Annotated in this window: 13 protein-coding genes; 4 read left to right on the top strand and 9 right to left on the bottom strand. The window is 71.7% G+C overall.

What is annotated here, in order from left to right; genetic code table 11:
- Positions 1–29 precede the first annotated feature (29 nt).
- The 7 genes from WMF24_RS29205 to WMF24_RS29175 form a co-directional block, all read right to left on the bottom strand.
- Positions 30–1,730, bottom strand: coding sequence for a cytochrome c/ABC transporter substrate-binding protein (locus WMF24_RS29205; RefSeq protein ID WP_437730692.1), 1,701 nt, complete (start codon positions 1,728–1,730; stop codon positions 30–32).
- A gap of 7 nt (positions 1,731–1,737) precedes the next feature.
- Positions 1,738–2,346, bottom strand: coding sequence for an SCO family protein (locus tag WMF24_RS29200; protein WP_437730691.1), 609 nt, complete (start codon positions 2,344–2,346; stop codon positions 1,738–1,740).
- A complete protein-coding gene (locus WMF24_RS29195; RefSeq protein WP_437730690.1) occupies positions 2,343–4,331 on the bottom strand; it encodes a YncE family protein in 1,989 nt (662 codons plus the stop codon). The genes WMF24_RS29200 and WMF24_RS29195 overlap by 4 nt, the downstream gene beginning before the upstream one ends.
- On the bottom strand, positions 4,328–9,154 hold the full coding sequence (locus tag WMF24_RS29190; RefSeq protein WP_437730689.1) for a copper oxidase: 4,827 nt from the start codon (positions 9,152–9,154) through the stop codon (positions 4,328–4,330). Before WMF24_RS29190 ends, WMF24_RS29195 begins: the two co-directional genes overlap by 4 nt.
- Positions 9,155–9,592: 438 nt before the next feature.
- The gene (locus WMF24_RS29185) at positions 9,593–14,299 is read right to left on the bottom strand and encodes a multicopper oxidase domain-containing protein (RefSeq protein WP_437738871.1); all 4,707 of its coding nucleotides are present in this window, start codon (positions 14,297–14,299) and stop codon (positions 9,593–9,595) included.
- Positions 14,300–14,787: 488 nt separating this feature from the next.
- Positions 14,788–15,024: a hypothetical protein gene (locus WMF24_RS29180; protein WP_437730688.1), complete on the bottom strand. Its 237-nt coding sequence runs from the start codon at positions 15,022–15,024 to the stop codon at positions 14,788–14,790.
- A gap of 46 nt (positions 15,025–15,070) precedes the next feature.
- Positions 15,071–15,862, bottom strand: a complete 792-nt coding sequence (locus WMF24_RS29175; RefSeq protein WP_437730687.1) for a class I SAM-dependent methyltransferase — start codon at positions 15,860–15,862, stop codon at positions 15,071–15,073.
- 861 nt (positions 15,863–16,723) lie between these two features.
- On the opposite strand from WMF24_RS29175, the gene WMF24_RS29170 reads away from it, so the two are divergent.
- The 4 genes from WMF24_RS29170 (at position 16,724) to WMF24_RS29155 (ending at position 21,422) form a co-directional block, all read left to right on the top strand.
- Positions 16,724–17,254 (top strand): hypothetical protein, encoded by a 531-nt coding sequence (locus tag WMF24_RS29170; RefSeq protein WP_437730686.1) that lies wholly within the window; start codon positions 16,724–16,726, stop codon positions 17,252–17,254.
- Positions 17,255–17,529: 275 nt separating this feature from the next.
- Positions 17,530–19,449, top strand: a complete 1,920-nt coding sequence (locus tag WMF24_RS29165) for a type IV pilus twitching motility protein PilT (protein ID WP_437730685.1) — start codon at positions 17,530–17,532, stop codon at positions 19,447–19,449.
- 1 nt (position 19,450) lies between these two features.
- Complete coding sequence (locus WMF24_RS29160; RefSeq protein ID WP_437730684.1) at positions 19,451–20,524, top strand: type IV pilus twitching motility protein PilT; 1,074 nt, start codon at positions 19,451–19,453, stop codon at positions 20,522–20,524.
- A 73-nt stretch (positions 20,525–20,597) separates the two neighbouring features.
- Positions 20,598–21,422: an arylamine N-acetyltransferase family protein gene (locus WMF24_RS29155; RefSeq protein WP_437730683.1), complete on the top strand. Its 825-nt coding sequence runs from the start codon at positions 20,598–20,600 to the stop codon at positions 21,420–21,422.
- A gap of 13 nt (positions 21,423–21,435) precedes the next feature.
- Here the strand turns inward: WMF24_RS29155 and WMF24_RS29150 are convergent, their stop codons facing one another.
- Together WMF24_RS29150 and WMF24_RS29145 are read right to left on the bottom strand one after the other, a co-directional pair.
- Complete coding sequence (locus WMF24_RS29150) at positions 21,436–23,070, bottom strand: DUF1592 domain-containing protein (protein WP_437730682.1); 1,635 nt, start codon at positions 23,068–23,070, stop codon at positions 21,436–21,438.
- Positions 23,067–24,455, bottom strand: a complete 1,389-nt coding sequence (locus WMF24_RS29145; protein WP_437730681.1) for a DUF1552 domain-containing protein — start codon at positions 24,453–24,455, stop codon at positions 23,067–23,069. Before WMF24_RS29145 ends, WMF24_RS29150 begins: the two co-directional genes overlap by 4 nt.
- Between the last annotated feature and the right edge of the window lie 240 nt (positions 24,456–24,695).

The following is a 24,695-nucleotide window of genomic DNA, read 5'->3' as shown; positions in this document are numbered from 1 at the left end:
TTGCGCCTAGCCGACAGGCGGGGGCGACGTCAGGGTACGACCTCGACCCACGCGGACACGGGCGCGACGTCGGTCGAGCCCGGATCGACGGCGGTGAGGGTCGCCCCGTAGGCGCCGACGCGCCGGTTCCTGCCGAAGGTGATCGCCGGGCCGGGGCCGGGATCGAAGCCCCGCAGGCCCTCGAGCGCCGCGATGAGGCCGGGGCGGGTGAGGTGGGCGCCGGCGCGCTTGAGCGCCTCGACGAGGACGCTGGCGGCCGCGTAGGCGCTCGCCTGGAAGGCGGCGTGCCGCGGCGGGATGCGGTGGTGCTCGAGGAACGACGCGAGCGCGCGCTGGGCGAGGCGCTCGGCGTCGTCGAAGGGGCCCGGGTGGAGGAGCAGCACCCGCGCGGCGGCGGCGCGCCGGAGCGAGTCGGGATCGGGCCGCAGCAGGAACGCGGGCGCGTAGACGGCGGGGCGCGGGCGCGTGGAGGGCGCGGGCGCGGCGAGCCAGCGCGAGAGCTCGTCGCCCTCGCCGGCGAGCAGGACGGCCCGCGGGCGCTGGCGCGCCGCGGCCTCGGCGAGCGCGACGGCGTCGAAGCGGCCGGGCTCGAACGGGAGCGAGGTCGGCGTCGGGAGGCCGCGCCGCTGCGCCTCGGCGCGCGCGCCGCGCAGGAAGGCGTCGCCGCGCGGGTCCGCCGGGTGGACGACGACGAGGGCCTGCGCGGCGGCAGGGGCGGGGGTGCCGGCGAGGTGCGCGACAGCGGCGCGCGCGAGCATGTCGAGGCCGGGCTGGAGGTGGAACACGACGCCGTCGCCCGGGTCCGCGGCGGGGAGCCCGGCGCCGAGGGGTCCGACGAGCGGCACCTCGTCGGCCGCGAGGCGCGCCGCGGCGTCGTGGCGATCGCGGCCGCCGCCGTCGCCGCTCCAGACGCTGCCGGCCAGCGCGAAGACGCGCTGATCCAGGAGGCGCGAGGTCGCGCGCGCGCCGTCGAGGGATTCCCCGCTGTCGGCGACGACGAGCTCGATCCGGCGCCGGAACACGCCGCCCTGCGCGTTCACCTCGGCGAACGCGGCGGCGAGGACGTCGCGGGCCGCGGCGCCCGCGGCGGCGAAGCGGCCGGTGAGCGGGAGCGCGGCGCCGATGCGGAGCGCCTCCGGCGAGACGCCCGGATCGGCGTCGCGGCCGACGCAGCGGAGGTAGGCGAGCAGGTCGGCGAGGTGCGCGCTGGCGAGCCGGTAGCGCGGCATCACGAGGTGGAGCTCCCGCCCGTCCGGCGCGCGCCCGTCGAGGAGGGCGGCCGCGAGCGTCGCTTCGGTGTGAGGGCCGCCCGGGCGATCGGCCGCGAAGAGCTGCTCCGGGGCGAGCGGCGGCGCCGCGACGCCGCCCTCCGCCGCGCCGTCGCCGCTCCGGCCGTGACAGCCGGCGCAGGCCGCCGCCTCGCCGTGCAGCGCGGCGCCGCTCGCGCCGAGGCGCCCCTCGACCGGCTCCCCCGAGGCGAGTGTGCCGCGGTGGAAGATGCGCCTGCCGCGCAGCGCCGCCGGGCTGAGCTCGGCGCACGACGCCGCCCCGACGCACGGCGCCCCGCCGTCGCACGGCGCCGCGTCGGCTGGCGCGGGCGCGCCGCCGAGGGCCGCGGCGCCCACCCGCGCGGCGGCGAGGCCGAGCGCGGCGGCGAGGCCGAGCGCGGCGGCGAGGCCGAGCGCCGCGAGCGCGCGGCGCCGCCCCTGCTCGATCACGTTCCTGCCCATCCGCACCTCACGGCGGGTCGTTGAGGTGATCCACGAGGCGCACGATCGTCTCGGGGCGCTCCGTTGCGACGGTCTTCAGCCACATGCCCGTCGTCGTGTCGCCGATGAGCAGCGTGGAGGTGTGCTCCTCGGGCTTCTTCGTGAGCCCGCCGAGGCGCCCGAGCACCGTCTCCACGTTCTTCGGCGCGCCGGTCAGGAAGCGCCAGCCGGGGCCCGCGTTGAACCTCGCGGCGTACTGCTTGAGCACCTTCGGCGTGTCGTTCACGGGATCGACCGTGATCGTGAGGATCGCGACCTCCTTGCCGGCGCGCTTGCCGAGCAGCGCCTGCACGCGCGCGAGGTTCGACGTCATCGTCGGGCACGCGCCCTTGCACGAGGTGAAGATGAAGTGGATGAGGACCTTCCGGCCGCGCAGGAGGTCGGTGTAGAAGCGGCGCGGTCGGCCGTCCTGATCGACGAGCTCCGTGTCGGTGAAGTACGCCGCCGCCGCGTCGGCGTCGGCGGGCGCGCCGCCGACCTGCGAGCGGGTCTGCCTGGGCGCCGGCTCGCCGGCCGGGCTCGCGGCCGGCAGCGCGAGCGCGAGCGCCGCCGCGACGAGGGGTGCGCCGCGCCTCATCGCGCGCCTCCCGGCTCCGGCGCGGCGCCGGGCGACGTGGCGTAGAGGGAGATCGACGGCAGCGCGCCGAGCGGGGCGTTGCGCGACCCGGCCTCGAGCAGGAAGCGGTACTCGCCGGGCTCGGGAGGCGTGAACGTCACCGAGAAAGCGCCGTCCGGCTCGGCGCGGGGCTGCACGGTGTCTCGGAAGCCGACCGGGAAACGGAAGATCATCACCTGCATCTCCTTTGCTTCGAGGGGCGGCGCCGAGGCCTTCGGCGTCGCGCGGAAGCGCAGCGTCGCGGGCTTCGACACCTCGAGATCGACGCCCGCGTCGAAGAGCGGCTCGACGGTGAGCCCGGGCGATCGGTCCTCCGCCGGGACGGCCGACGGCGCGACGGTCGCCTCGAGGCAGGCCGTGACGCGGCGGCCGCGGAGCAGCAGCTCGACGTCGTGCACGCCCTCCTCGCCGAGCCGGACCGTCGCGGCGTACACGCCGGGCTGGATCTCCTTCAGCGATCGATCCTCGATGAGCGCCGCGCGGGGCTCTCGCCCGTAGTTCGACAGCGTGCCCATCGGCGCCATCAGGCCCTCGACGTAATAGTAAAGGACCTTGTCGGCCGGGCTCGCGACGATGGCGCCGTTGCCCTCGGGCAGGACGGCGAACGGCGCGGCGCCCCTCGCGTCCTTCGCGGCCCGCGGCGGCTGCTGGCCGACCTGGACCTCGACGACCGCCGGCTTGCCGGGCCGCTCGAGCGAGGGAAGCTCGATGAGCGAGACCCTGCTCTCGCCGAGGTTCCTCACGTAGGCGTACGTGCTCGTGAAGGCGATCGCGTCCGGGCTCGCGAACCCGGGGAGCGTGTGCGCGAGCGACCCCGTGGACGCGTCGAGGATCGACACCTCGCCCTTGGCGGGGTTCAGCGCGAAGGCGAAGCGGCCGCTCGGCGCGAACGCGACCGCGCTGACGCCGGGCTTCACCGCGACGCGGCCGGCGACGGCGCGGCGGTCGGCGTCGAGGATCACGATCTCGCCCTTCGGCTCGTTCGCGACGTAGACGGCGCTCGCGGTGTCGCTCGCCGCGACGGCGGCGGCCCCCTCGCCGATCTCGATCTCGGCGACGGGATCGAGCGTGCCGGTGTCCACGGCGGTGACGGTGCTGGCGTCGCGGCTCGTGATCCACGCGGTGCGCCCGCCGCCCGAGAAGGCGAATTCGTGGTGCCCGGGCCCGGCGCGCAGCGTCTTCAGCACGCCCGCCGCGCGCGCGTCGACGACGCTGACCGTCCCGTCGCCGTCGTTGCCGACCCAGACGGTCTTCCCGTCGGGCGCGACCGAGACGCGCATCGGGTCCGCGCCGACGGGGACGTTGGCCGTGACCAGGCCGCGCCGCGTGTCGACGATGGCGAGGCCGTGCCCGCTCTGCAGCGTCGCGTAGAGGCGGTCCCCGTCCGGGTGGAGCGCGATCGCCGTCGAGCCCGCCGCGAGGGTGACGATGCTGCGCAGCTTGCTCCGGGTGAACGCGAGCTGCGGGTTGATGACGGACAGCGTGTTGTCCTGGTTCTGCGTCCACAGGAGGTACGCGTTCATGTCCACGTCCGGGCGGACGGCGATGAGCCCGGCCATGAAGCTCTTGATCTTCTCCTGGCACCCGGCGTCGTCCGGCGGCGCGCCCGTGCGCCGCGACATCCACGCGAGCGGCCCGAGGTCGCGCGCGGGCGCGCCCGTGGCCGCGTCGGTGATCGTGAAGACGGCGGTCGCGTCGGAGCGCGCCTCCGGGCGATCTCCGGCGCCGCGGAGCGGCCGGAGCTCGAAGGCGATCGACAGCCCCTCTCGCTCGACCCGGCTCACGACCGGGCTCCGCTCCCCCTCGCGGGGGCCCTCCGCGGGCGCGGCGGCAGCGGCAGCAGGGGGCGGGGGAGGCGGCTCCCGCCGGCCGCAGGCCGGCGCCGCGGCGGCGCCGAGGAGGCCTGCGACCAGCGAGAGGCGGCGCGGAGCGACGGCGGGCGTCATCGCGGCAGCACCCGGAAGATGCCCCACTCCCCGTTCGAGAGCATGAAGGTCGACTGCTCGAGGTAGAGCCGGTCGCCGGCGACCGCGAACTTCCCGCCCGCCGGGAAGAACGGGACGATGTTGCGGTGGGTCATGGGGCCGTAGGGGTTCTCGACGGCGATGTTCAAAACCTCCCTGTTCTCACCGATGCGGCGGGAGCGCTCCCCCTCGGCGAACGGGTTGCTCGGCCACTCCGTGTTCCAGAGCGCGAACGCGTGCTGGCGGTGGTGCCCTGACGGCTGCACGAGGCGCCAGCGCACACGCTGCGCGGCGCCGGCCGTGAAGATCGGCGTCTCCGGGTCGCCGAACACGTTGGAGTTGAAGATGTTGCTCAGGTCCCGCTCGTTGAGCACGTCGCTCGCGAACTCGGGCCTGATCCCGAGCCGCGCCCACAACGGCTCGGTGCGGTAGTTGAAGGCGTCGTGGCCCGTGTCCTCCGAGTCGTCCTCGCCGTCCTGGTTCCGGAGCGCCGTGCCGCAGTTGAGGTCCCGGTCGAAGCACTGGAATATCCGCTTGCCCGAGTGCATGCCGACCTCGTCCTGATAGACGACCACGAACTCCTTGAACGACTGCGTGGTTCCATGCTCGTCGAAGGTGACCTCGGCCTGCGCGTGCGTGCCCGGGTCGGTGCGCCAGGTGGCGCCCTTGGGCTCGATGATGAGGGCGCCGACGGCGCCGTGCATGCCGTGGTTCACGACGTCGGCCATGTCCCTGAGGTTGATGGCGCCGTACTCGACGGCGCGCGGCGCGAAGCGGCCCGACACGCCGTCTCTCTGGGAAAATTCGCCAGCATACCACGTGTATTCGCGCCGCTCGCCGGGCGGGACGGTCTGCGGCTCGTTGCGCCCGACGTTGGCGCCGTCGTCGGTCCTGACGTCGTAGGCGACGAGCTGCGGGTGGAGCGAGACGTGGTTGGACGACCTGACCTGGTTGGTGTTGAACCCGTCGATGATCGGAGGGTTGTAGTTCCAGTGCGGCGTCCTGGGCAGCTCGCGGGGAAGATCGTTGACGAGCGTGACGCGGATGCAGTCGCCCGCGGCGGCGCGGAGGACGAGCGGCTCCGGGGCGCGGCGCCCGGCGCGCAGGTCGGGCAGGTCCTCCTCGCGGACGAACAGGAGGGCGTCGGGGTCGTAGAGATCGAACCTCTTGTTGTAGGTGAGGCGGTCGCCCGGCAGGTTGCCCTTCGCGGTGATCGCGTGGACGGTGTACCGGGTCACCGGCGCGCTCGCCGGACAGGTATGGAAGCCCCGCTCCTCGGGCGGTACCCAGGACGGCGACGGGGGCAGCGGCCGCAAGCCCGGCGTGCCACGCGGCCGGATCCTGAGGATGCCCCAGACGCCGTCCCAGAGGTCGTCGGTGGGCGCGCTCTGGTACATGTAGTCCCCGACGCCCACCGCGCCGAGCGCGGCGATCGGCGGCGCGAGCTCGAACTCGAAGTGCTCGGAGATGCCGATGGGTTGAGCGTTCGAGTAACCGCTGTCCGGATCGTCAGGCTCGTTGAGCCACCGCTGGCCGTTGACCGACCAGACGTGCTGTTCCTCCTGCGCGCCCTGGACGAGGCGCACGCGGATGTGGTCTCCCTCGTTGGCGAGGAGCAGGGGCGTGAACGGATCGCCGTGCACCCTGGAGCTGAACACGTTGTGCATCTCGCCCTTGTCGCCTCGCTTCTGCGTCACGTGTCCCGTCCTGCAGTCGCGCTCGGCGATGCGCAGCGGGATGGGCTCCTGGCGGTAGTTCATGAGCTGACTGCCGGGGTCGCGGGAGGAGATCACCTCCGGGGAGGGGCGCCGGGGGTGATCGACCGCGATCGGGAGCGGGGCCTCCATCGTGTTCGGCGGGTTCACAGGCCGCCCGCACTCGTCGTACAGGAGGGCGAAGTCGGCGATCGCGAGGGCGAACTCACGGAACGGCGGGTGCACCGAGCCGGGCGGCGGGAGGATGTCGGCGCGGAAGCTCGTGGGCCCGCCATCGCGGCGCCTGCCGAACACGACGCCGGTCACCGGATCGCGCCAGACCGAGCCGAGCGGCTCGATGATGAGGGCCATGTAGAGGCCGTGCTGCTGGTGCGAGGAGGGGCCGAAATGGTCGTGTGAGAAGGCGGTGTTGAGGGTGCGATCGACGTCCTGCTGGTTCAGGATGGGATCGGCCCACCAGCGCTGCGTCGTGGTCTGCAGGCCGCGCGTGTCGCGGCCGATCTCATCGCGGCCGATGCGCGGGTGTCGCTCCGCGGTCAGCTCGACGCGATCGCCGCGCTGCTTGGTCGAGCCGTCCGCCTCCAGGGCGCCGCCGAGCGCGTTGGCGGCGTTGATGCGCTCCATGACCGTCTGCTGCGCGAACGTTCCGTCCTCGTAGTTGAAGCCGTTGGCCCCACCGTCCGACGAGGTGACGTCGAACTTCACCAGGTGGATATGCTGGCCGACGGTGTCGGTGGGCGTGTAGATCTGGAAATCGTCCTTCTCCAGCGCGTCGGGCATGACGTTCGTCGCCTCGGAGATGACGCAATCGCCCGAGTTGGCGCGGATGAACAGCGGCTCCGGCGGCTTCTCGCCCCGCAGGGTCGCCTTGATGTCGTCCTCGAGGACCAGGAGGCGCATCTGCGGGTCGTGCCACTTGCGCGCGTTGACCACGCCCTTGATCTGGACGAAACCGATACGGTACTTGCGCACCGGCGTCTCTTGCCCCTCGTGCGTCTCGTTCGTCCCGGGCGCCCCCGGCCTCTCCCGCGGACAGGGGTTCGCGTAGGGCGCGCCTGGCTCCGGCTTCTGGCCGTTGACGGCGAACGTGGACCGCTCACCCTCCGGTGTGAACGCGGGGTACGCCTTCGAGGGGAAGCCGAAGTCGTCGGTCGGCTCGATGCGCCTCCCTCCAGGGAACTGGCCGGCGTGGAACTCCTGGGCGGCCAGCTCTGCCGGGGTCCCTTCCTGCGGGAGCAGCTTGAGGTTGGCCGCCAGGAGCGTGACATCGAACCTGCGGTCAGGGCCGCCGAAGACGGCGCCGCCCGGGGGCACGCTCGTGATGATGTGGCGCGGGAGCCCGCCGTCGACCGCGATGTCGAGCGGCGGCTGAGATGCCCTGTGGCCTTCCTTCGCAGCGATGTAGAACGGATACCCCGGCATCGCGTCCCGCACTTCTCTCCGGCCGCCGGGCAGCTCGACGAGCGTCGGCTCGTACGTCGGCATGGGCGGCATGCCGAGCTCCGGGATCGGCACGACGGCGGGCGTGGGCGTGCCGTCCTTGATCTCGCCGTCCGGCAGCCGCCTGTCGCGCGTGCCGGCCTCGAAGACGTCGTGGACGCGGAAGAGCTCCCACATGCCCTGCGCGAAGTGCGGATACAGGTGGCAGTGGAATATTGCATCCCCGGGCGTCAGCGCGCGGCTGCCGGCCCTGCCGATGTTGTAAGTATACGCCCCGCCCGGACCGATGCTCTGCGAGTCCCGGGTGAAGCCGTTGTCGTTGTTCGGCGCCTGGATCCACTGGTGCGCGTGGAGGTGGAAGACGTGCGTCTCCTTCGGCCCAGCGTGGACGTTCCTGAACCAGACGGGGTCGCCGAGGTAGGCGTGATGGACGTTCGAGGGGTCGTCGGGGAACAGCGCCCGTAGCGCCTTGCCGTGCCTGTCGCGCTCGACGTTCATCGCCGGATCGCCGTTGGGCCAGGAGCTCAGGAAGAACTCCTCGAACGCGCACTCGACGCACTCCTTGCTGGGGCCGATCCTCTCCCGGTTGGCGAGGAGGATGGAGCCGAACCCGGACGCGCCGTAGTTGATGGCGAACCCGTCGCGCACGCCCTGGAACGCCTCGTTCACCTCGAGCTCCCGGAACGCCTGGACGGCGTTGATCTCGTCGTGGAACAGGGCCGTGAACTCGCGAAAGCGGCCGGTGTTCAGCGGCGGCCTGCCCTCGAGCTGGCTCTCATCGTAGCCGGCGATGATCGCGTTCAGGTCGCCGTGGATGATCTCGTTGTCGTCGTTGATCATCCGGAGGATCGGCTCGCCGTGCTCGTCGCGCGCGTCGTAGTCGATCCTGGGCGTGCCGTCGGGGTTGCGCCGGGGCAGCGAGGCGGCCGCGAGCTCCTCGGCCGTGACCTGCGAGCGGTAGGCGACCGCGCCAGGCGGCTCGACGGTGACCACGCCGATCAGGCCCTGGACGATCTGTCCGCCGTCCCCCTGTCCGCCGGCCATGGCGCCGGCGCTGTGCATCAGGAACGGCCCCTCCCGGTCGGCGAAGAGCTCGTAGACGCGCGTGTCGCCGGGCCTGGCGAGGGAGTCGGGGCTCCGCCCGACGCGGCCGCCGAGCGACTCGATGTCCTTGATCTGCAGCCCGGTGACATGCACGGACGCGCTCCTCGTCCTCGGCGAGTCATCCGGGGCGTCCTCCGCCGGTCGGAGCAGGTTGGTGAACTTGATGCGCAGGGTGTCCCCGGCGTTGACGCGCAGCACGAGCGGCCTTGGCCGCTTGCCGTCGCGCAGCCGCGCGTTGCCCGGGCCGAGCCGCTTGCGAGGATCGATGGGCACGACGTCCCGCTTGAGCGCGTAGATCATGCCCGCGGGGTTGAAGGACCCGAATCGGTTGTACACGTAGACCTGATCGATCGCGACGACGTCGGCGTACACGATCCTCCCGCTCGCCGGCGCCACGGCCTCCGCCGCCCCGCTCTCCAACACCCCGGCGGACGTCTCCGTGATGTCCTCGTCGGTCCACGGCGCGTCCTGGTCGGCGCAGCCCGTGAGCCCCAGCATCACCGCAGCCCAGCCCATCGCTTCGAGCAGCCTGTTCGCATTCAACACGCGTACTCTCCTGGCATGCACACAGCCGTGTGCGCCTCGCCCTGGACGTCGCGCGCGGCCCGCGCGTCTCCACAGGCGGCAGTTCGGGGCCGCCGCGGACGCATCGGCCAGGTCGCCGCCTGACGTTCGAGATAGCGAATCTGTAGGCGCGCCATAAATCGGTCAAATAGAATCCGACACGATCTCTGGCCTGTCTCGCCGCGGACAGAGCGACATCGTGGTCGCCCCTGGGCGGAGACGCGTGCGGCGGCGCGCACGGGGCCGTGTGTCTCGGCGAGAGCCCGTTCGCTCCGGCTCGATCGCGAGCTTCGCGCGCCCGGCGCCCCGCCGCGCCGCGCCCGGCGCGGGGGAGGCCGTCCGCGCCTGCGGGGCGCGGGCGCGCTGGTCGATCGCGTGGATCGGCGGTGGGCAGGAGCCGGCGTGACGTGACGAGGGCGCTTACCGCGTGACGCGGAAGATGCCCCAGAGGCCGTCCGATGCCTTGAAGCTCGGCTGATCGAGGTAGAGCCGGTCGCCGGGGACAGCGAACTTCCCGCCTGCCCCGAAGAACGGGACCAGGTTGTGGTGCGTCATGGCGCTGATGGGGTGCTCGACGGCGATGTTGAGCACCTCGCGGTTCTCGCCGATGCGGCGTGAACGCTCGCCCTCGGCGAAGGGGTTGCTCGGCCACTCGGTGTTCCAGAGCGCGAAGGCGTGCTGGCGGCGGTGCCCGGACGGGTGGACGATGCGCACGCGCAGCTTCTGCGTGGCGCCAGCCGTGAAGATCGGCGTCTCCGGATCGCCGAACACGTTGGAGTTGAAGATGTCGCTCAGGTCCTTGTCGTTGAGGAGCTCCCTCGCGAGCTCGGGCGGTATGCCGAGCCGGCCCCAGAACGGCTCGGTGCGGTAGTTGAAGGCCTCGTGGCCCGTGTCCTCCGAGTCGTCCTCGCCGTCGTAGTTCCGGATCGCGGTGCCGCAGTTGAGATTGTCATCGACGCACTGGAACCTCGGGTCGCGCGAGTGGAGCGCGACCTCGTCCTGATAGACGACCACGAACTCCCTGAACGTCCGCGTGTAGCCGTACACGTCCGTGAAGGTGACCTCGGCCTGCGCGTGCGTGCCCGGGTCGGTGCGCCAGGTGGCGCGCTGCGGCTCGATGATGAGGGCGCCGACGGCGCCGTGCATGCCGTGGTTCACGACGTCGGCCATGTCCCTGAGGTTGATGGCGCCGTACTCGACGGCGCGCGGCTCGACGGGGCCCCACCTGCCGTCCTTCTGCGAGAACTCGCCGGCGTACCAGGTGTAGACGCGCGACGCGCCGGGCGGGACGGTCTGCGGCTCGTTGCGCCCGACGTTGGCGCCGTCGTCGGTCCTGACGTCGTAGGTGACGAGCTGCGGGTGGAGCGAGACGTGGTTGGACGACCTGACCTGGTTGGTGTTGAACCCGTCGATGATCGGCGGGTTGTAGTTCCAGTGCGGCGTCTTCGGCAGCTCGTCGGGAAGGTCGTTGACGAGCGTGACCTGGATGCAGTCGCCCGCGGCGGCGCGGAGGATGAGCGGCTCCGGGGCGCGACGCCCGGCGCGCAGGTCGGGCAGATCCTCCTCGCGGACGAACAGGAGGGCGTCGGGGTCGTAGAGATCGAACTTCTTGTTGTAGGTGAGGCGGTCGCCCGGCAGGTTGCCCTTCGCGGTGATCGCGTGGACGGTATACCGGGTCACGGGCGCGCTCGCCGGGCACGTCGCGACGTGCCGTCTCCCCCGCGGCTCGCCGCCCGGGCGCTCGGGCAGCGGCAGCAAGCCCGGAGTGCCCCGCGGCTCGATCCTCATGAGGCCCCAGATGCCGTCCCAGAGGTCGTCGGTGGTCGCGCTCTGGTAGAGGTAGTCGCCGGGGCCGCTGTCGCCCCGCGCCGACACCGGCGTGAGACCGAACTCGAAGTGCTCCGAGATGCCGAGCGGCTGGCCGTTCGAGTATCCGCTGTCCGGGTCGGCGAGCTCCGTGCGCCACCGCTGCCCGTTGACGCTGAAGACGTGCTGTTCCTCCTGGGCGCCCTGGAGGAGGCGCACCCGGATGTCGTCGCCCTCCTGGGCGAGGAGCAGGGGCGTGAACGGATCTCCGTGGAACTCGGAGCTGAACACGTTGTGCATCTCGCCCTCTTCGCCCGGCTTCTGCTTCACGCGCCCGGTCCTGCAATCGCGCTCGGCGATGCGCAGCGGGATCGGCTCGTTGCGGTAGTTCATGAGGCCGCCGCCGGGATCGGCCGCGGCGATCGCCTCGGGCGCGGGCTCGTCGCGGTGCTCCACCGCGAGCGGGAGCGGGGCCTCCTGCGTCGTCGGCGGGTTCACCGGCTGCTCGCACTCGTCGTACAGGAGGGCGAAGTCGGCGATCGCGAGGCAGAACTCGCGGAACGCCTTGTCCGGGGCGCCGGCCGGCGGGAGGATGTCGGCGCGGAAGCTCGTGGGCCCGCCGTCGTGGCGCGTGCCGAACACGACGCCGGTCTCGGGATCGCGCCAGACCGAGCCGGGCGGCTCGATGACCAGGCCCATGTAGATGCCGTGCTCCTGGTGCGAGGAGGGGCTGAAATGGTCGTGCGAGAAGGAGGTGTTGAGGGTGCGGTCGACGTTCTGCTGGTTCACGATCGGGTCGGCCCACCAGCGCTGCACCGTGGTCTGCAGGCCGAGCACGTCGCTGCCGAGCACGTCGCGGCCGATGCGCGGGTGTGGCCGCGCGGTCAGCTCGATGCGACCGCCGCGCTCCCGGGTCGAGCCGTCCACCTTCAGCGCGCCGCCGAGCCTGTTGGCCGCCGCGATGCGCTGGACGACCTCCTGTGGGGTGAACGTTCCGTCCTCGTAATTGAAGCCGTTGGCCGAGCCGTCCGACGAGGTGACGTCGAACTTCACGAGATGGATGTGCTGGCCGGCCGTATCCGTGGGCGTGTAGATCTGGAAATCGTCCTCCTTCAGCGCGTCGGGCAGGACGTTCGTCGCCTCGGAGACGACGCACTCGCCCGAGTTGGCGCGGATGAACAGCGGCTCCGGCGGCCTCTTGCCCGACAGCGTCGCCTTGATGTCGTCCTCGAGGACCAGGAGGCGCATCTGCGGGTCGTGCCACTTGCGCGCGTTGACCACGCCGTCGATCTGGACGAAGGCGCTGCGATATTTGCGTTCGTACGTGCGCGGCGGACAGGGGTCCGCGTAAGGAGCGCCCGGCGCCGGCGGCTGGCCGTTGACGGCGAACTCCGACGGCTCGCCCTCCGGCGTGAACGCGGGGTACGCCTTCGCGGGGAAGCCGTCGGGGGTCGTGATGGGGACCGCTCCCGGGAACTGGCCGGCATGGAAGTCCTGGGCCGCCAGCTCGGCGGGGGTTCCTTCCTGCGGGAGCAGCTTGAGGTTGGCCTCCACGAGATCGACATCGAACCTGCGGCCCTCTTCGCCGAAGACAGCGCCGCCCGGCGGCACGCTCGTGACGATGTGGCGCGGAAGCCCGCCGTCGACCACGAGGTCGAGCGGCGGCTGAGACGCCCTGTGGCCTTCCTTGGCAGCGATGTAGAACGGATATCCCGGCATCGCCGGAACCACCTCTTTGCCGCCGCCCGGCCGCTCCACCACGGTCGGCTTGTAGGTCGGCATGGGCGCCATCCCGAGCTCCGGGATCGGCACGACCGCAGGCGTGGGCGTACCGTCCTTGATCTCGCCGTCCGGGAGCCGCCTGTCGCGCGTGCCGGCCTCGAAGACGTCGTGGACGCGGAAGAGCTCCCACATGCCCTGCGCGAAGTGCGGATACAGGTGGCAGTGGAAGATCGCGTCCCCGGGCGTCAGGACGCGGTTACCGGCCTTGTTGACGTTGTAGGTGAACGCCCCGCCCGGGCCGATCGATTGCGCGTCCCGGGTCATGGCGTTGTCGTTGTTCGGCGTGCGCAGCCACTGGTGCGCGTGGAGGTGGAAGACGTGCGTCTCCTTCGGCCCAGCGTGGACGTTCCTGAACCAGACGGGGTCGCCGAGGTAGGCGTGATGGACGTTCGAGGGGTCGTCGGGGAACAGCGCCCGTAGCGCCTTGCCGTGCCTGTCGCGCTCGACGTTCATCGCCGGATCGCCGTTGGGCCAGGAGCTCAGGAAGAACTCCTCGTACTTGCACTCGACGCACTCCTTGCTCGGGCCGATCCTCGCCCGGTTGGCGAGGAGGATGGAGCCGAACCCGGAGGCGCCGTAGTTGACCCCGAAGCCGTCGCGCACGCCGTGGAAGGCCTCGTCGAGCTCGAGCTCGCGGAACGCCTGGACGGCCTTCAGCTCGTCGTGGAACACCGCCGTGAACTCGCGGAACCGGCCGGGGGCCGCGGGGATAGAGCCGTCGAACGGGCTCTCGTCGTAGCCGGCGATGATCGCGTTCAGGTCGCCGTGGACGATCTCGTCGCGGTCGTTGATCATCCGGAGGATCGGCTCGCCGTGCTCGTCGCGCGCGTCGTAGTTGATCTTGGGTGTTCCGTCAGGGTTCCGATCGGGCAGCGAGGCGGCCTCGAGCTCCTCGGCCGTGACCTGCGAGCGATAGGCGACCGCGCCAGGCGGCTCGACGGTGACCACGCCGAACAGCCCCTGCACGGTCTGTCCGCCGTCTCCTTCGCCGCCGGCCGTGGCGCCGGCGCTGTGCATCAGGAACGGCCCCTCCCGGTCGGCGAAGAGCTCGTAGTACCGCGTCTCGCCGGGATCGGCGAGGGAGTCGGGGCTCCGCCCGACGCGGCCGCCGAGCGACTCGATGTTCTTGATCTGGAGCCCGGTGACATGCACGGACGCGCCCCTCGTCCTCGGCGAGTCGTCCGGGCGCTCGTCCGCCGGCGCGAGCAGGTTGGTGAACTTGATGCGCAGGGTGTCCCCGGCGTTGACGCGCAGCACGAGCGGCCTTGGGCGCTTGCCGTCGCGCAGCCGCGCGTTGCCCGGGCCGAGCCGCTTGTGCGGATCGATGGGCACGACGTCCCGCTCGAGCGCGTAGATCATGCCCGCGGGGTTGAAGGATCCGAACCGGTTGTACACATAGACCTGATCGAGCGCGACGACGTCGGCGTACACGGTCCTGCCGCTCGCCGGGTGCTCGCCCAGGCCCATCTCGGTGGATTCATTCGCTGCCTCGTCGGGCGGCTCGTCGCCTGGGTCGCCGCAACCCGCGACTCCGAGCATCACCACAGCCCAGCCGAGAGCTTTGAACAGTCTCTTTCCTATCAAGGGCATCCTCCCCCTCGGCGCGCGCACTCGTGCGCCTCGCCCTGGACGCCGTCCGCGTCCCGAGCGTCAGTCTCCACGGCGTCCATCGCGGCCGTCCGCCGAGGACTGGTCGCGAGATCCGGATCTATCTCCGGGTGAGCGACTTTGTGGTGTTGTGAGATTGCCGTCAAATAGAATTGCTCGCGTCCGCTCGGCTCCAGAGCCGCTGTCCGGCGTGGATTGCGCGCTTTACAGCGACCGCGCCCTCGTCCGGGCGAGGGAATGCGCGGGAGAGTCGCGGGCGCTGGAAGAGCGAAGAGAGATGGAGTGACGGCGGCGCCTCGGCGGCGGCGCTGGCGTCACGCTCCTGGAGGAGCGCCGTCAGGGGGGCTTCAGGGGGTGGAGCCCCCGTCTGCGACGTACCGGCCCCGCCGCGCTGGGCGGGGCGCCTCGCTGGCGGGGAATTACCGGCCTTGCGGCCTGGACCACCGGTCCACGGCGACCATCGCGGCGCCGAGCCCGTCGATGTAGGTGCCGTGCCGGAACGTCGCGCGCTTGAGCGCCGTGACGAGCGTGGCCAGAAGCTGGCGCGCCTCGTCGCGCTCGCGCCGCAGGTCCTGGACCTCATCCCGCGACGGCCTGTTGACGACCGCAGGTTGCCCGGCGTCCTTCGTGCCTGTCTGCTTCGCTGTATCGGACATGGGTCTCATCCTCCCATACCAACGTAGCGCCGCCGCGCCCGCGCCATCAACCTCCAGCTGTGGTTTTTGCGGCGCTGTCCGTATCCGGGCCCACGTCGGCCCCGGCGCGCGCGACGAGGGTGACGAGGCCGCGCGCGATCTCGCGATGAACGACGCGGAACCCGGCCGCCTCGAGCGCGCCAGAGACCCAGTCGGCGGAGAGCCGCAGCTTGCGATAATAGCTCGCCGACAGCCTCCACCGGCCGTCCTGCGGGCTGCGCGTGTGCACGAGATCGTGCACCTTGACCGTCTCCGGTTCGTACTCGAGGAAACAGGTCATGATCACATCCGGCGAGTCGTGGACGGGGATGAACCGGTCGACGCCCTCGAGCTCGCGGGTGAGGTCGCGAAACGTGAGAGCGAGCCGTCCGCCCGGGGCGAGCCGGCGGGCGCAGGCGACGAACATGCGCTCCACGTCGGCCTTGCTGCCAAGATGAGGGAGCGTGTCGCCCATGCACACGGCGAGATCGTAGACGGGGCCCGAGCGCTCCAGCGCGTCGAGGAGATCGCCTCGCACGAGGTCGATGGGGAGCTGCCCTCGGCGCGCGGCGAGCTCGGCGAGGAGCTTGTCCGACGTGTCCACCGCCGTCACCCGGAACCCGAGCTGCGCCAGCGCGAGCGACTGAAAGCCGGAGCCGCACCCGAGGTCGATGGCGCCGGAGCGGCGCTCGGGGCCGGCGCGCAGGCCGAGCCGCTCGATGAGCGCGCGCTGCTCGGCGACCTTGGCGTCGTGGTCGCCGAACATCCGCGTGTAGTGGTCGGCCAGGAGCCTGTCGTAGTGATCGGTGACCGTGGGCATGGGCTCTGTTCCTCCGCGGCCATCCTACAGCCGCGCGGGAGCCCGCCGCGCGGGCGTCCCACGCCGAGCAAGCCGAACACACAGACACGCACGGGGGCGCACCAGAATCGTGTGCGCTCGAAAATTTCTGTTCTGCTTTGACGAAGCCGTGATATCTTGATTGGAACGCGACTTTCACTCCAACATCGACTTTCGCGTCATCGATGTTGGAAGGCATCGGGAATGGTCCCGGAGCGATGTTGAGGAGGGAGAGGTCGCGCTGCTGTGCGCAGGTGGTTTCGTCGGACGGGGAGAATGAGACGCGGCGCGCCTCGACCGAGCGCGCCGGTCGCTCGCGCAGGCTGGCGCTCTTCGAGAGTGCGCCTCGCGCGAAGCGCGCTGGCCGACCCGTCGACAGACCAGCCAGGCAAGCCGGAGAGCCCGGGCGAGCGGTCAAGCCGGGTGACCAGGTAGCCGGAACGACAACGAGCCAGAACGACAGGCGAGCCAGAACACCAGGTGCGCTCGGGCGAGCCGCGCCGCGCTCACGGGCGCGCGCCGCTCTGCCAGCACCGGTCGGCCTCGCGCCCGTGAGAGGCCGACCGGACCGGAACTGCCGGTGAAAGCCGGCGAAAGCCGGCGAGCGCCACCCGGGGCGGGCGGAGCGACGTGGCGAGCGTGGCTCGCGTGGCGAGCGTGGCGAGCGTGATGACCAACTCGAACCGGCGCCGGCACTGTTGAGCATGCCGGCGAGCGCTGCCGAGAAATGAGTTGCGGAAAGTGCCAGTCTCGGGCACGATGAAGAGTTTTTGCGGGGGGGTCTGCGGTCTCGTCGGGCGAACGCGGGCCGCGGATCTCAATCGGAACGAAGGAGCGGAGTCCATGAAGACGGTTGGTAATTGGCTCTCCAGGTGCTCGCGATTGCTCGCCGCGACGGCCGCGGCTGCGCTCCTCACCGCCATGCCGGGCGCGGCCTCGGCAGAGGGCCCGGGCGCGCCGCAACAGGCTGCGTCCAGGGGCGCTCCGGCGCCCGCCGGCGCCGCGCAGAGCGCGCGTCCGGCAGAGCCCGCTGCTGCGCCCGGTGCGGGGGAGTGGGACAGCTACTCCGTGGAGGTCTACGGCATGCTGGTCTCCCGCGCGGGGAAGGTGGCGACGCTGCTGCCGCTCGTCGCGACCACCGCGACGCCCGTCGCCGCGGGCACCAAGGCGGTGCTCTTCCGCAGGATCGAGGACCCCAAGAGCTCGAATCCCGCGAAATGGGTCGAGATCGCCAGGGTGACCATGAAGAAGATCGAGTCGACCGGAAACATGCAGCTCACCATCGACTCGGAGGAGCAGGCGCCTCCCGGCGAGAAGGGCAAGAAGCCGGGCCACTTCGTGAAGGGCGCGCGGCTGAAGCTCGCGATCCAGTAGCCCCGGCGCCGCCTGTCGGCCGAGAGCGCGGCGGGCGTGGGCCGCGCTGCACCGCGGCCGGGCGATCGCGCCGTCGCCGCGTGGCTCGCGGGGCGGGGCAGGGATGAGAGCGGAGGTGGGAGCAGGGCGGGGGGACGTCACGTGGCCCACGCGCCGCGCCCGCGCGGGCCACGCGCGCCGGATGCGGCCCTCCGGATCTCGACGGCGACGCACGACATTTTGAAACGCCGCGCCTCATCGTTGGTAGAGTCGACTTGCGGAGACGAGCGACGACGATGAACGCCCTTCGATCCTGGCTCTCGCAACTGAATCGCGCCGAGGTGACGGAGTTCGCCGTGGCCACGGGGCGCATGCCCAGCGTCAAGATCGGGGGCGCCTTCCAGGCGGTCGACCCCAACGCCCTCTCGACGGAGGACATCCTCATGCTCCTCAGCGCGCTCGGCGGCGGCCGCTTCATCGAGGCGCTCGGCGCGAAGCCCTCGCAGTGGCACATCCGCATCGAGGGCATCGGCGCCATCTCCGTCGTCGCCGCGCGCCAGGGCGACCTCGTGCACGCCCGCATGACGCGGATGCAGCCGTCGTCGGCCACGTCCGGTCCCGCGGCCGCTGCGCCCGGTCCCGCGGCCGCTGCGCCCGGTCCCGCGGCCGCTGCGCCCGGTCCCGCGGTCGCCGCGCCCGGTCCCGCCGCCGCGCCGCCGGCGCGCCCCTCGCAGCAGCTCTCCATGCGGGAGCACCTCGCCCTCGAGGAGGCGCAGCGCCCACCGCCGCGCGATCCGGACGCGAGGCGCCCGAGCTCCTCCGACATCGCGCTCGACCTCCGCGGCGCCCCGCCGCCGCCCGTCGAGCCTCGCCCGGGTCGCCCCTCGACCCCGCGCTTCGACCCGCGGGCCGACGAGCCGCCGGCCGCCGAGCGCGCCGCGCCGGCCGCGCGCGCGCCGACGCCGCTGCCGCAGGAGCCCCGCGCCGCGCGGGCGGGCGCGCGGGCGCGCTCCTCGTCCGCCGACACCCCGGGCGCCCTCGACGGGCTGCTCGCCATGGCGCGCGACCAGGGCGCGAGCGACCTCCACCTCGTCGCCGGCCGCCCGCCGCTCCTGCGCGTCGCGGGCGAGCTCGTCCCCCGCGGCGATCCGCTCGACCCGGCGTCCGTCGAGTCCCTCCTGCTCCCGCGCGTCCCCGCGCGCCTCGCGCCGGCGCTCGCGGCCGAGGGCTCCTGCGACTTCGCCCTCGATCTCGGCGCGCTCGGCCGCTTCCGCGTGAACATCGCGCGCCATCGCCAGGGCTACAAGGGCTGCTTCCGCCTGATCGAGCGCAGCATCCCCACCCTCGCGTCGCTCGGCCTGCCGGACGCCATCGGGCTCGCCGCCCGCCATCACCAGGGCCTCATCGTCATCACCGGGCCGACGGGCCACGGCAAGACCACGACGCTCACCGCCATCGTCGACATCCTGAACCGCGAGACGAGCCACCATATCATCACGGTCGAGGATCCCGTCGAGTTCGTCCACCCGCGCGGCAAGGCGATGATCAGCCAGCGCGAGGTCGGCACCCACACCCGCTCCTTCGAGAACGCGCTGAAGGCCTCGCTGCGCGAGGACCCCGACGTCATCGTCGTCGGCGAGCTCCGGGACACGGCGACGGTCCGGATGGCGCTGGCGGCGAGCGAGACGGGCCACCTCGTCCTCGGCACGATGAACACCCCGAGCGCGGCGAAGACGATCGATCGGCTGATCGACCTCTTTCCGCCCGGCGATCAGCAGCAGGTGCGCGTCACGCTCGCGGGCGGCCTCCGGCTCATCGTCAGCCAGCGGCTCCTGCCGAGCGCCGACGGCAAGCGCATGGTCGCCGCGGCCGAGGTCCTGCCCGGCTCGATCGCGCTCTGGAACCTGATCCGCGACTCCAAGACGTTCCAGATCCCGAGCCTCCAGCAGCGCGGCAAGGGCCTCGGGATCGTCCGCCTCGACGACTCCCTGGCCGAGCTCGTCCGCGCCGGCAAGACAACGCTGGAGGCGGCGCTCGCCGTCGCGGAGGCCCCGGACGAGCTCGAGGCCGTCCTCACCGGCAAGCGCCAGCCCGCGCTGACGCCGGACAGGAGGCCGCCCGCCCCGCCGCCGGACGCGGCGAAGCTGGGCGCCCCCGAGGCGGGCAAGGGCCTCTTCGAGCGCGCGGGCGCGCTCTTCGGGAAGAAGGGAGGCTAGCGTGGCCAGGATCGACCGCCTCTTCGACGAGCTCCTGTCCAGGAAGGGCAGCGACCTGCACCTCGGCATCGGCTATCCGCCGCTGGTCCGCGCCCGCGGCGAGCTCGTCGCCGTGCGCGACACGCCCCTCGACGCGGCCGAGATGGAGGCGCTCCTCTTCGAGATCACGACCCCCGAGGAGCGACGGCGGATCGTCGACGAGCTCGACCTCGACTTCGCCTACTCCTACGGCGACAAGGCGCGCTTCCGCGCCAACTACTTCCACAAGACCACCGGGCTCGCGGCCGTCTTCCGCACCATCCCGAGCAAGATCCTCTCCCTCGACGATCTCGGCTGCCCCGAGATCATCCGCCGGCTCTCCGAGCGGCCGAGCGGCCTCATCCTGATCACGGGCCCGACCGGCTCCGGCAAGTCCACGACGCTCGCGGCGATGATCGACCACATCAACCGCTCGCGCGCCTGCCATGTCCTCACGATCGAGGATCCGGTCGAGTTCGTGCACAGCCCCATCAAGGCGCAGATCACGCACCGCGAGGTCGGCCCGGACGCGGGCAGCTTCGCGAGCGCGATCCGCAGCGCCGGGCGGGAGGACGCCGACGTGATCCTGATCGGCGAGCTCCGGACGAACGAGACGATGAAGCTCGCCCTGCAGCTCGCGAGCTTCGGCGTCCTCGTCTTCGGCACGGTCCACACGAACAGCGCCGCGGCGACGATCGACCGCATCATCAACGCGTTCCCCGCCGACGAGCAGCTCCAGGTCCGCGGCATGCTCTCCGAGAGCCTCGCCGCGATCATCGCCCAGCAGCTCCTCCGCACGAAGGACGGCACGGGCCGCGTCGCCGCCCACGAGATCCTCGTCGGATCGAGCGCGCTGTCCGCGATGATCCGCGAGGGCAAGACGTTCCAGATCACGAACCTGATGCAGGCCGGCCGCTCCGCCGGCATGCAGACGATGGACATGGCGCTGGAGCGGCTCGTCCGGAAGGACACCATCTCCGTCCAGGCGGCGCTCGAGAAGGCGATCGACAAGGACAGCTTCCAGCGGCTCTTCGCCGATCCGCAGGCGCTGTCCTGATGAAGAAGCGCGTCGTCGCGACCCGAGGCGCGCCACGCGCGCCTCGGCGGGCGTATCCTTGCGGGACCTGACCATGCAGCCGACCACACAGGACAGCCAGCCGCTCGATCTCGACGCCTACCTCGCCCGCATCGGCTACCGCGGGGCGCTCGCCCCGACGCGCGAGGTGCTCGACGCGCTCCACACCGCGCACGTCCACTCCATCCCTTTCGAGAACGTTGACGTCCTGCTCGGCCGCCGGATCCGCCTCGATCTGGCCGGCGTGCAGGCGAAGCTCGTCAGCGCGCGCCGCGGCGGCTACTGCTTCGAGCAGAACACCTTGTTCGTCGCGGTGCTGCGCCGGATCGGCTTCAAGGTCACGACGCTCATCGCGCGCGTGCGCTTCAATCAGACCCAGGCCGGCATCAGCCCGCGGTCCCACATGCTGTCGCTCATCGACATGCCCGGGGGGCCGCTCCTCGCGGACGTCGGCTTCGGCGGGCCGGGCCTCTCGCGGTCCGTGCGGCTCGTCGAGGGCGAGCGCCAGCCGCAGGAGAGCGACGTCGTCAGCCTCCGCCGGGAGGGCTCGTCCGTGTGGGTGCTCGAGTCGCGGATGGGCGAGCAGCCGCAGGACCTCTACGCATTCACGCTCGAGGAGAGCTACCCGGTCGATTACGAGGTGGCGAACCACTTCACCTCGACGCACCCGGACTCGCTGTTCGTGAACAACCTGATCGCCGCGCTCCCCACGCCGGAGGGCCGCGTGACGCTGCGCAACCGCACCCTGGGCGTGCTCCGCCAGGGCCAGCTCGAGCGCGTCGAGCTCGAGCGCGAGGCGATCGTCGGCGTGCTCCGGGATCGCTTCGGGCTGGAGCTCCCGGCCGGCGCACAGCTCTCGTGCGCCGGCCTCGACGGCTGAGGAGGGGAGGGCGCTACTCCCGGCGGACGCGGGTGCGCATGTGCTCGGTGCCGGCCAGGCGCGCGAAGAACTCGAGGAGGCCGATCTCCCCGCGCATCAGGCCCTGCTGGACCTCACCGATGGCGCACTCGGACCCGAGCGCCCCGCCGTAGGCATAGGTCGACCCGAGGTCGCTCACGCACTCGGTCACCTCCGGCGTCGCGGCGAGCGTCTCGGCCAGGTTCGTCGCGCCGACCACGGGCCGCTGCTCGCCCGCGACGGCGATGTAGCCCGAGTCGTCGATGGCGAGCCCGCCCTCGTCGGCGCGGTAGAGCCCCATCTCGTCGAAGTGCTCGAGCGCGAAGCCCGTGGGGTCCATGAGCGCGTGGCACCCCTTGCACTCGTCGGCCGAGATGTGGACCTGCTCGTAGCGCACGCGCGTGGTCGTCTTCCCTGGATCGGGCTTCGTGATCGCGGGGATGTTCTTCGGCGGCGGGGGCACGTGGCCGCAGAGGAGCCGCTCGAACACGAGCAGGCCGCGGTGCGTCGGCGACGAGCTGTCCATGCGCGAGTTGCCGGCGAGGAGGGAGCCCTGGGCGAGCAGCCCGATACCCCACTCCGCGGGCCGCTCCACGCGCTGGAAGCCCTGACCGGTGACGTTGCCGTACCCGTAGAACGCCGAGAGCGGCTCGTTGAGGAAGGTGTACGGCGCGGTCAAGAGCTCGGTGACCCCGGCGCCGCGGGTGTAGATGACCTCCTCGAGGAAGAGGCGCGTCTCGTCCTGCATGAGGGCGCCGTACGTGCTGAAGTCGGGGCGCCTCTCCTTCGCGATGCCGTTCACCTTGCCGTAGCTGAGCCACTGCTGAAGGAAGCGGCTCATCGCCTCGTGGCCGCGCGGCGAGCCGAGGAGCGCGCGCGCCTCCTCGACGAGCGCCTCCGGCGAGCCGAGCTCCCCGCGCGCCGCCTTGTCGAGCAGCTCGGGCGTGGGCGTCGTGCCCGTGTAGTTGTAGGCCAGCGCCGTCGCGACCTCGTGCTGCGACAGATCGTAGCGACCGCCGCTCGGCGTCCCTATCTCCGAGCGGTAGAACGCGAGGGGCGACTGGATCATCGAGACGAGCGTCCACTTGAGCCCGACGCGGAAGTCGGACTTGCCGCTCACCGACGCGTGGAGCGCGAGGAACTCGCCCTTCTCCTCCTCGGTCACCGGGCGGCGGAACAGCCGCAGCCCGTGCCGGGTGACGAACTCGGCGGCGCACTCGGGGCCGGGCTGGGTCGCCGCGCACGGGAGCGAGGCGGCCAGCGCGGCGTCCGCGGTCACGATACCGGCGACCTCCTCCGCCGTGCTCAGGAGCTCCTTCGCGGTCTGGGCGCCGACCTGCAGGGCCTCGGCGTCGTTCGTGAAGCCGTGCTTCGAGGTCGGGTCCGTGCCCAGCCGCACCCCCGACCAGGCGGCCGCGCCGAGCTCGGGGAAGATGTCGCGGAGGCTGTTCTCCAGCTCCAGGGCGGTGAGCCGCCGCAGCACCGGCGCGCCGACCTGCGCCTGCTCGCAGGAGTTGCCAGGGATGACCGGGCCCTTCTCGGGGTCGTCCTCGCCACCGATGTTGCCCGCGCCGCACGCGAGGAGCGATGACGACAGCCCCGCGAGCACCCACGTTTGCCAGCGATTCATGACTTCAGCCCCTGGATCGGCTTCGCGGAGCTCGCGCCGATCGTCTGGATGGAAACGCCCATGGCATCGCCGAGCGTGGCCAGCATGTTGACGTGGTCGGTGTCGACGTCGACGACGCCGCGGCTCGCGATGCGGCCGCCGGCGTTGCCGATCAAGATCGCCGGGAGGTAGGAGTGGACGATCTTGTTCCCGAGATAGACGTCGTGGACGTCAGAGTTGTGATCCGCGCCGTCGCCGATCTCGCTGCACACGTAGATGAGCGAGTTGTGCAGGACGGTGTTCGCCGGATCGAGCGGGTCGGGCTGATCGAGGACGGTGAGCAGCTTCTCCGCGAGCCGCGCGAAGAACCAGCTCTGGACCGTGGCGAACTCCATGCGACCCGGCGGCTCCCGGGAGTGGGACGTCGCCCCGTGGTAAACGCTCGCGCTCCCCGGACCGCCGGTGAAGTTCATGGGGAGATCGCAGTTGACCCACAGGTTCTGCATCGTCACCACGCGCGCGGTGCCGCACACCATGGCGTTGGCGGCGACCTCGAGGTGCGCGTCGATGACGCTCCGCAGGTTCGCCTGTTCGAACACGCTCTTGCCCGCCAGCGCGTCGAGCGCCGGGAGCGCCGGCTTGCTGGTGCAGCCGTTCACGACCTGCCTGTCGCCCGCCGTCTTGAGCGAGCGCACCGACTCGAGGTGGATGCCGAGCTTGTTCTGCTCGCGGGTGAGGCCGGAGAGCGCGCGCTGCATCTTCTCGAGCTGCCGCTCGGTGAGCCCCAGCGCCTCGTTGCGGAACGCCGCCTCGTCCGCGGCCGGCGCGCTCTCGCCGCCCTGCTGCCCGGCGCCGACGGCCCCGAGCATGTCCGCCGCCGCGGCCGCCGGGTCCTCGGTGGGGCGCACCCAGACGCCGCCGTGCCGGACCAGGTAGGAGTTCTTGTCGAACCCGGTCCCGTCCTGGTTCCTCGGGTACGGGTTGGCGCCGAGGTTGTAGGCGTCGACGCCCAGCGCCTGCGCGATGAGGTGATCGATCGAGTCGGCCCCTGCGCCGTCCTTGACCCCGGTGAGCACGCCGGAGACCGCCTCGTGGTTGCCGAAGCCGTTGATGCCGAGCCCGCGGCAGACATTGACGTATTGACCGAAGGGCGCGAGCGGCGAGAGGACCGTCGAGCCTTTCAGGAAGTCCGCTCCCGAGCCGTAGGGCTCGGCGTACTCCATGGGCATGCCATGGGGCACGAAGTAGATGAACAGCCGGACCGGCGCCGCGCTCGGCTCGGCCATGGCCAGGCTGCTCATCCGGAAGGCCAGCGGCGCCGCGATGCCGGCCCCCAGCGCCTTCAAGAAGACGCGGCGGCCCAGAGCATTGGCGCTCTTTTTGTGTCTGTTTTCAAGATAACGCATCTCGTCGTCTCCATTCAGGCAAGCAAGTAAGCCCCGTGGATGATCGTCGTCGTGTCGTTGCGCTGTCGTTGCGTGACGCCGGCGCCACGACGCTCTCGCGACGGCATGACTCGCCGTCACGCGTGCCGTTGCGGCGTCGCCGTCACGTCCACTCGCGTCCGGTCGCGTGCATTCGCGCCCGATCGCGTGCATTCGCGTCTGGTCGCGACCGGTCGCGACCATTGGTCGTTTACGTCATGA

Source organism: Sorangium sp. So ce1335 (genome assembly GCF_051521615.1).
Classification (GTDB): Bacteria; Myxococcota_A; Polyangia; order Polyangiales; family Polyangiaceae; genus Sorangium.
The sequence above is the reverse complement of the archived record's forward strand: the minus strand, read 5'-3'. Positions and strand labels throughout refer to the sequence as shown.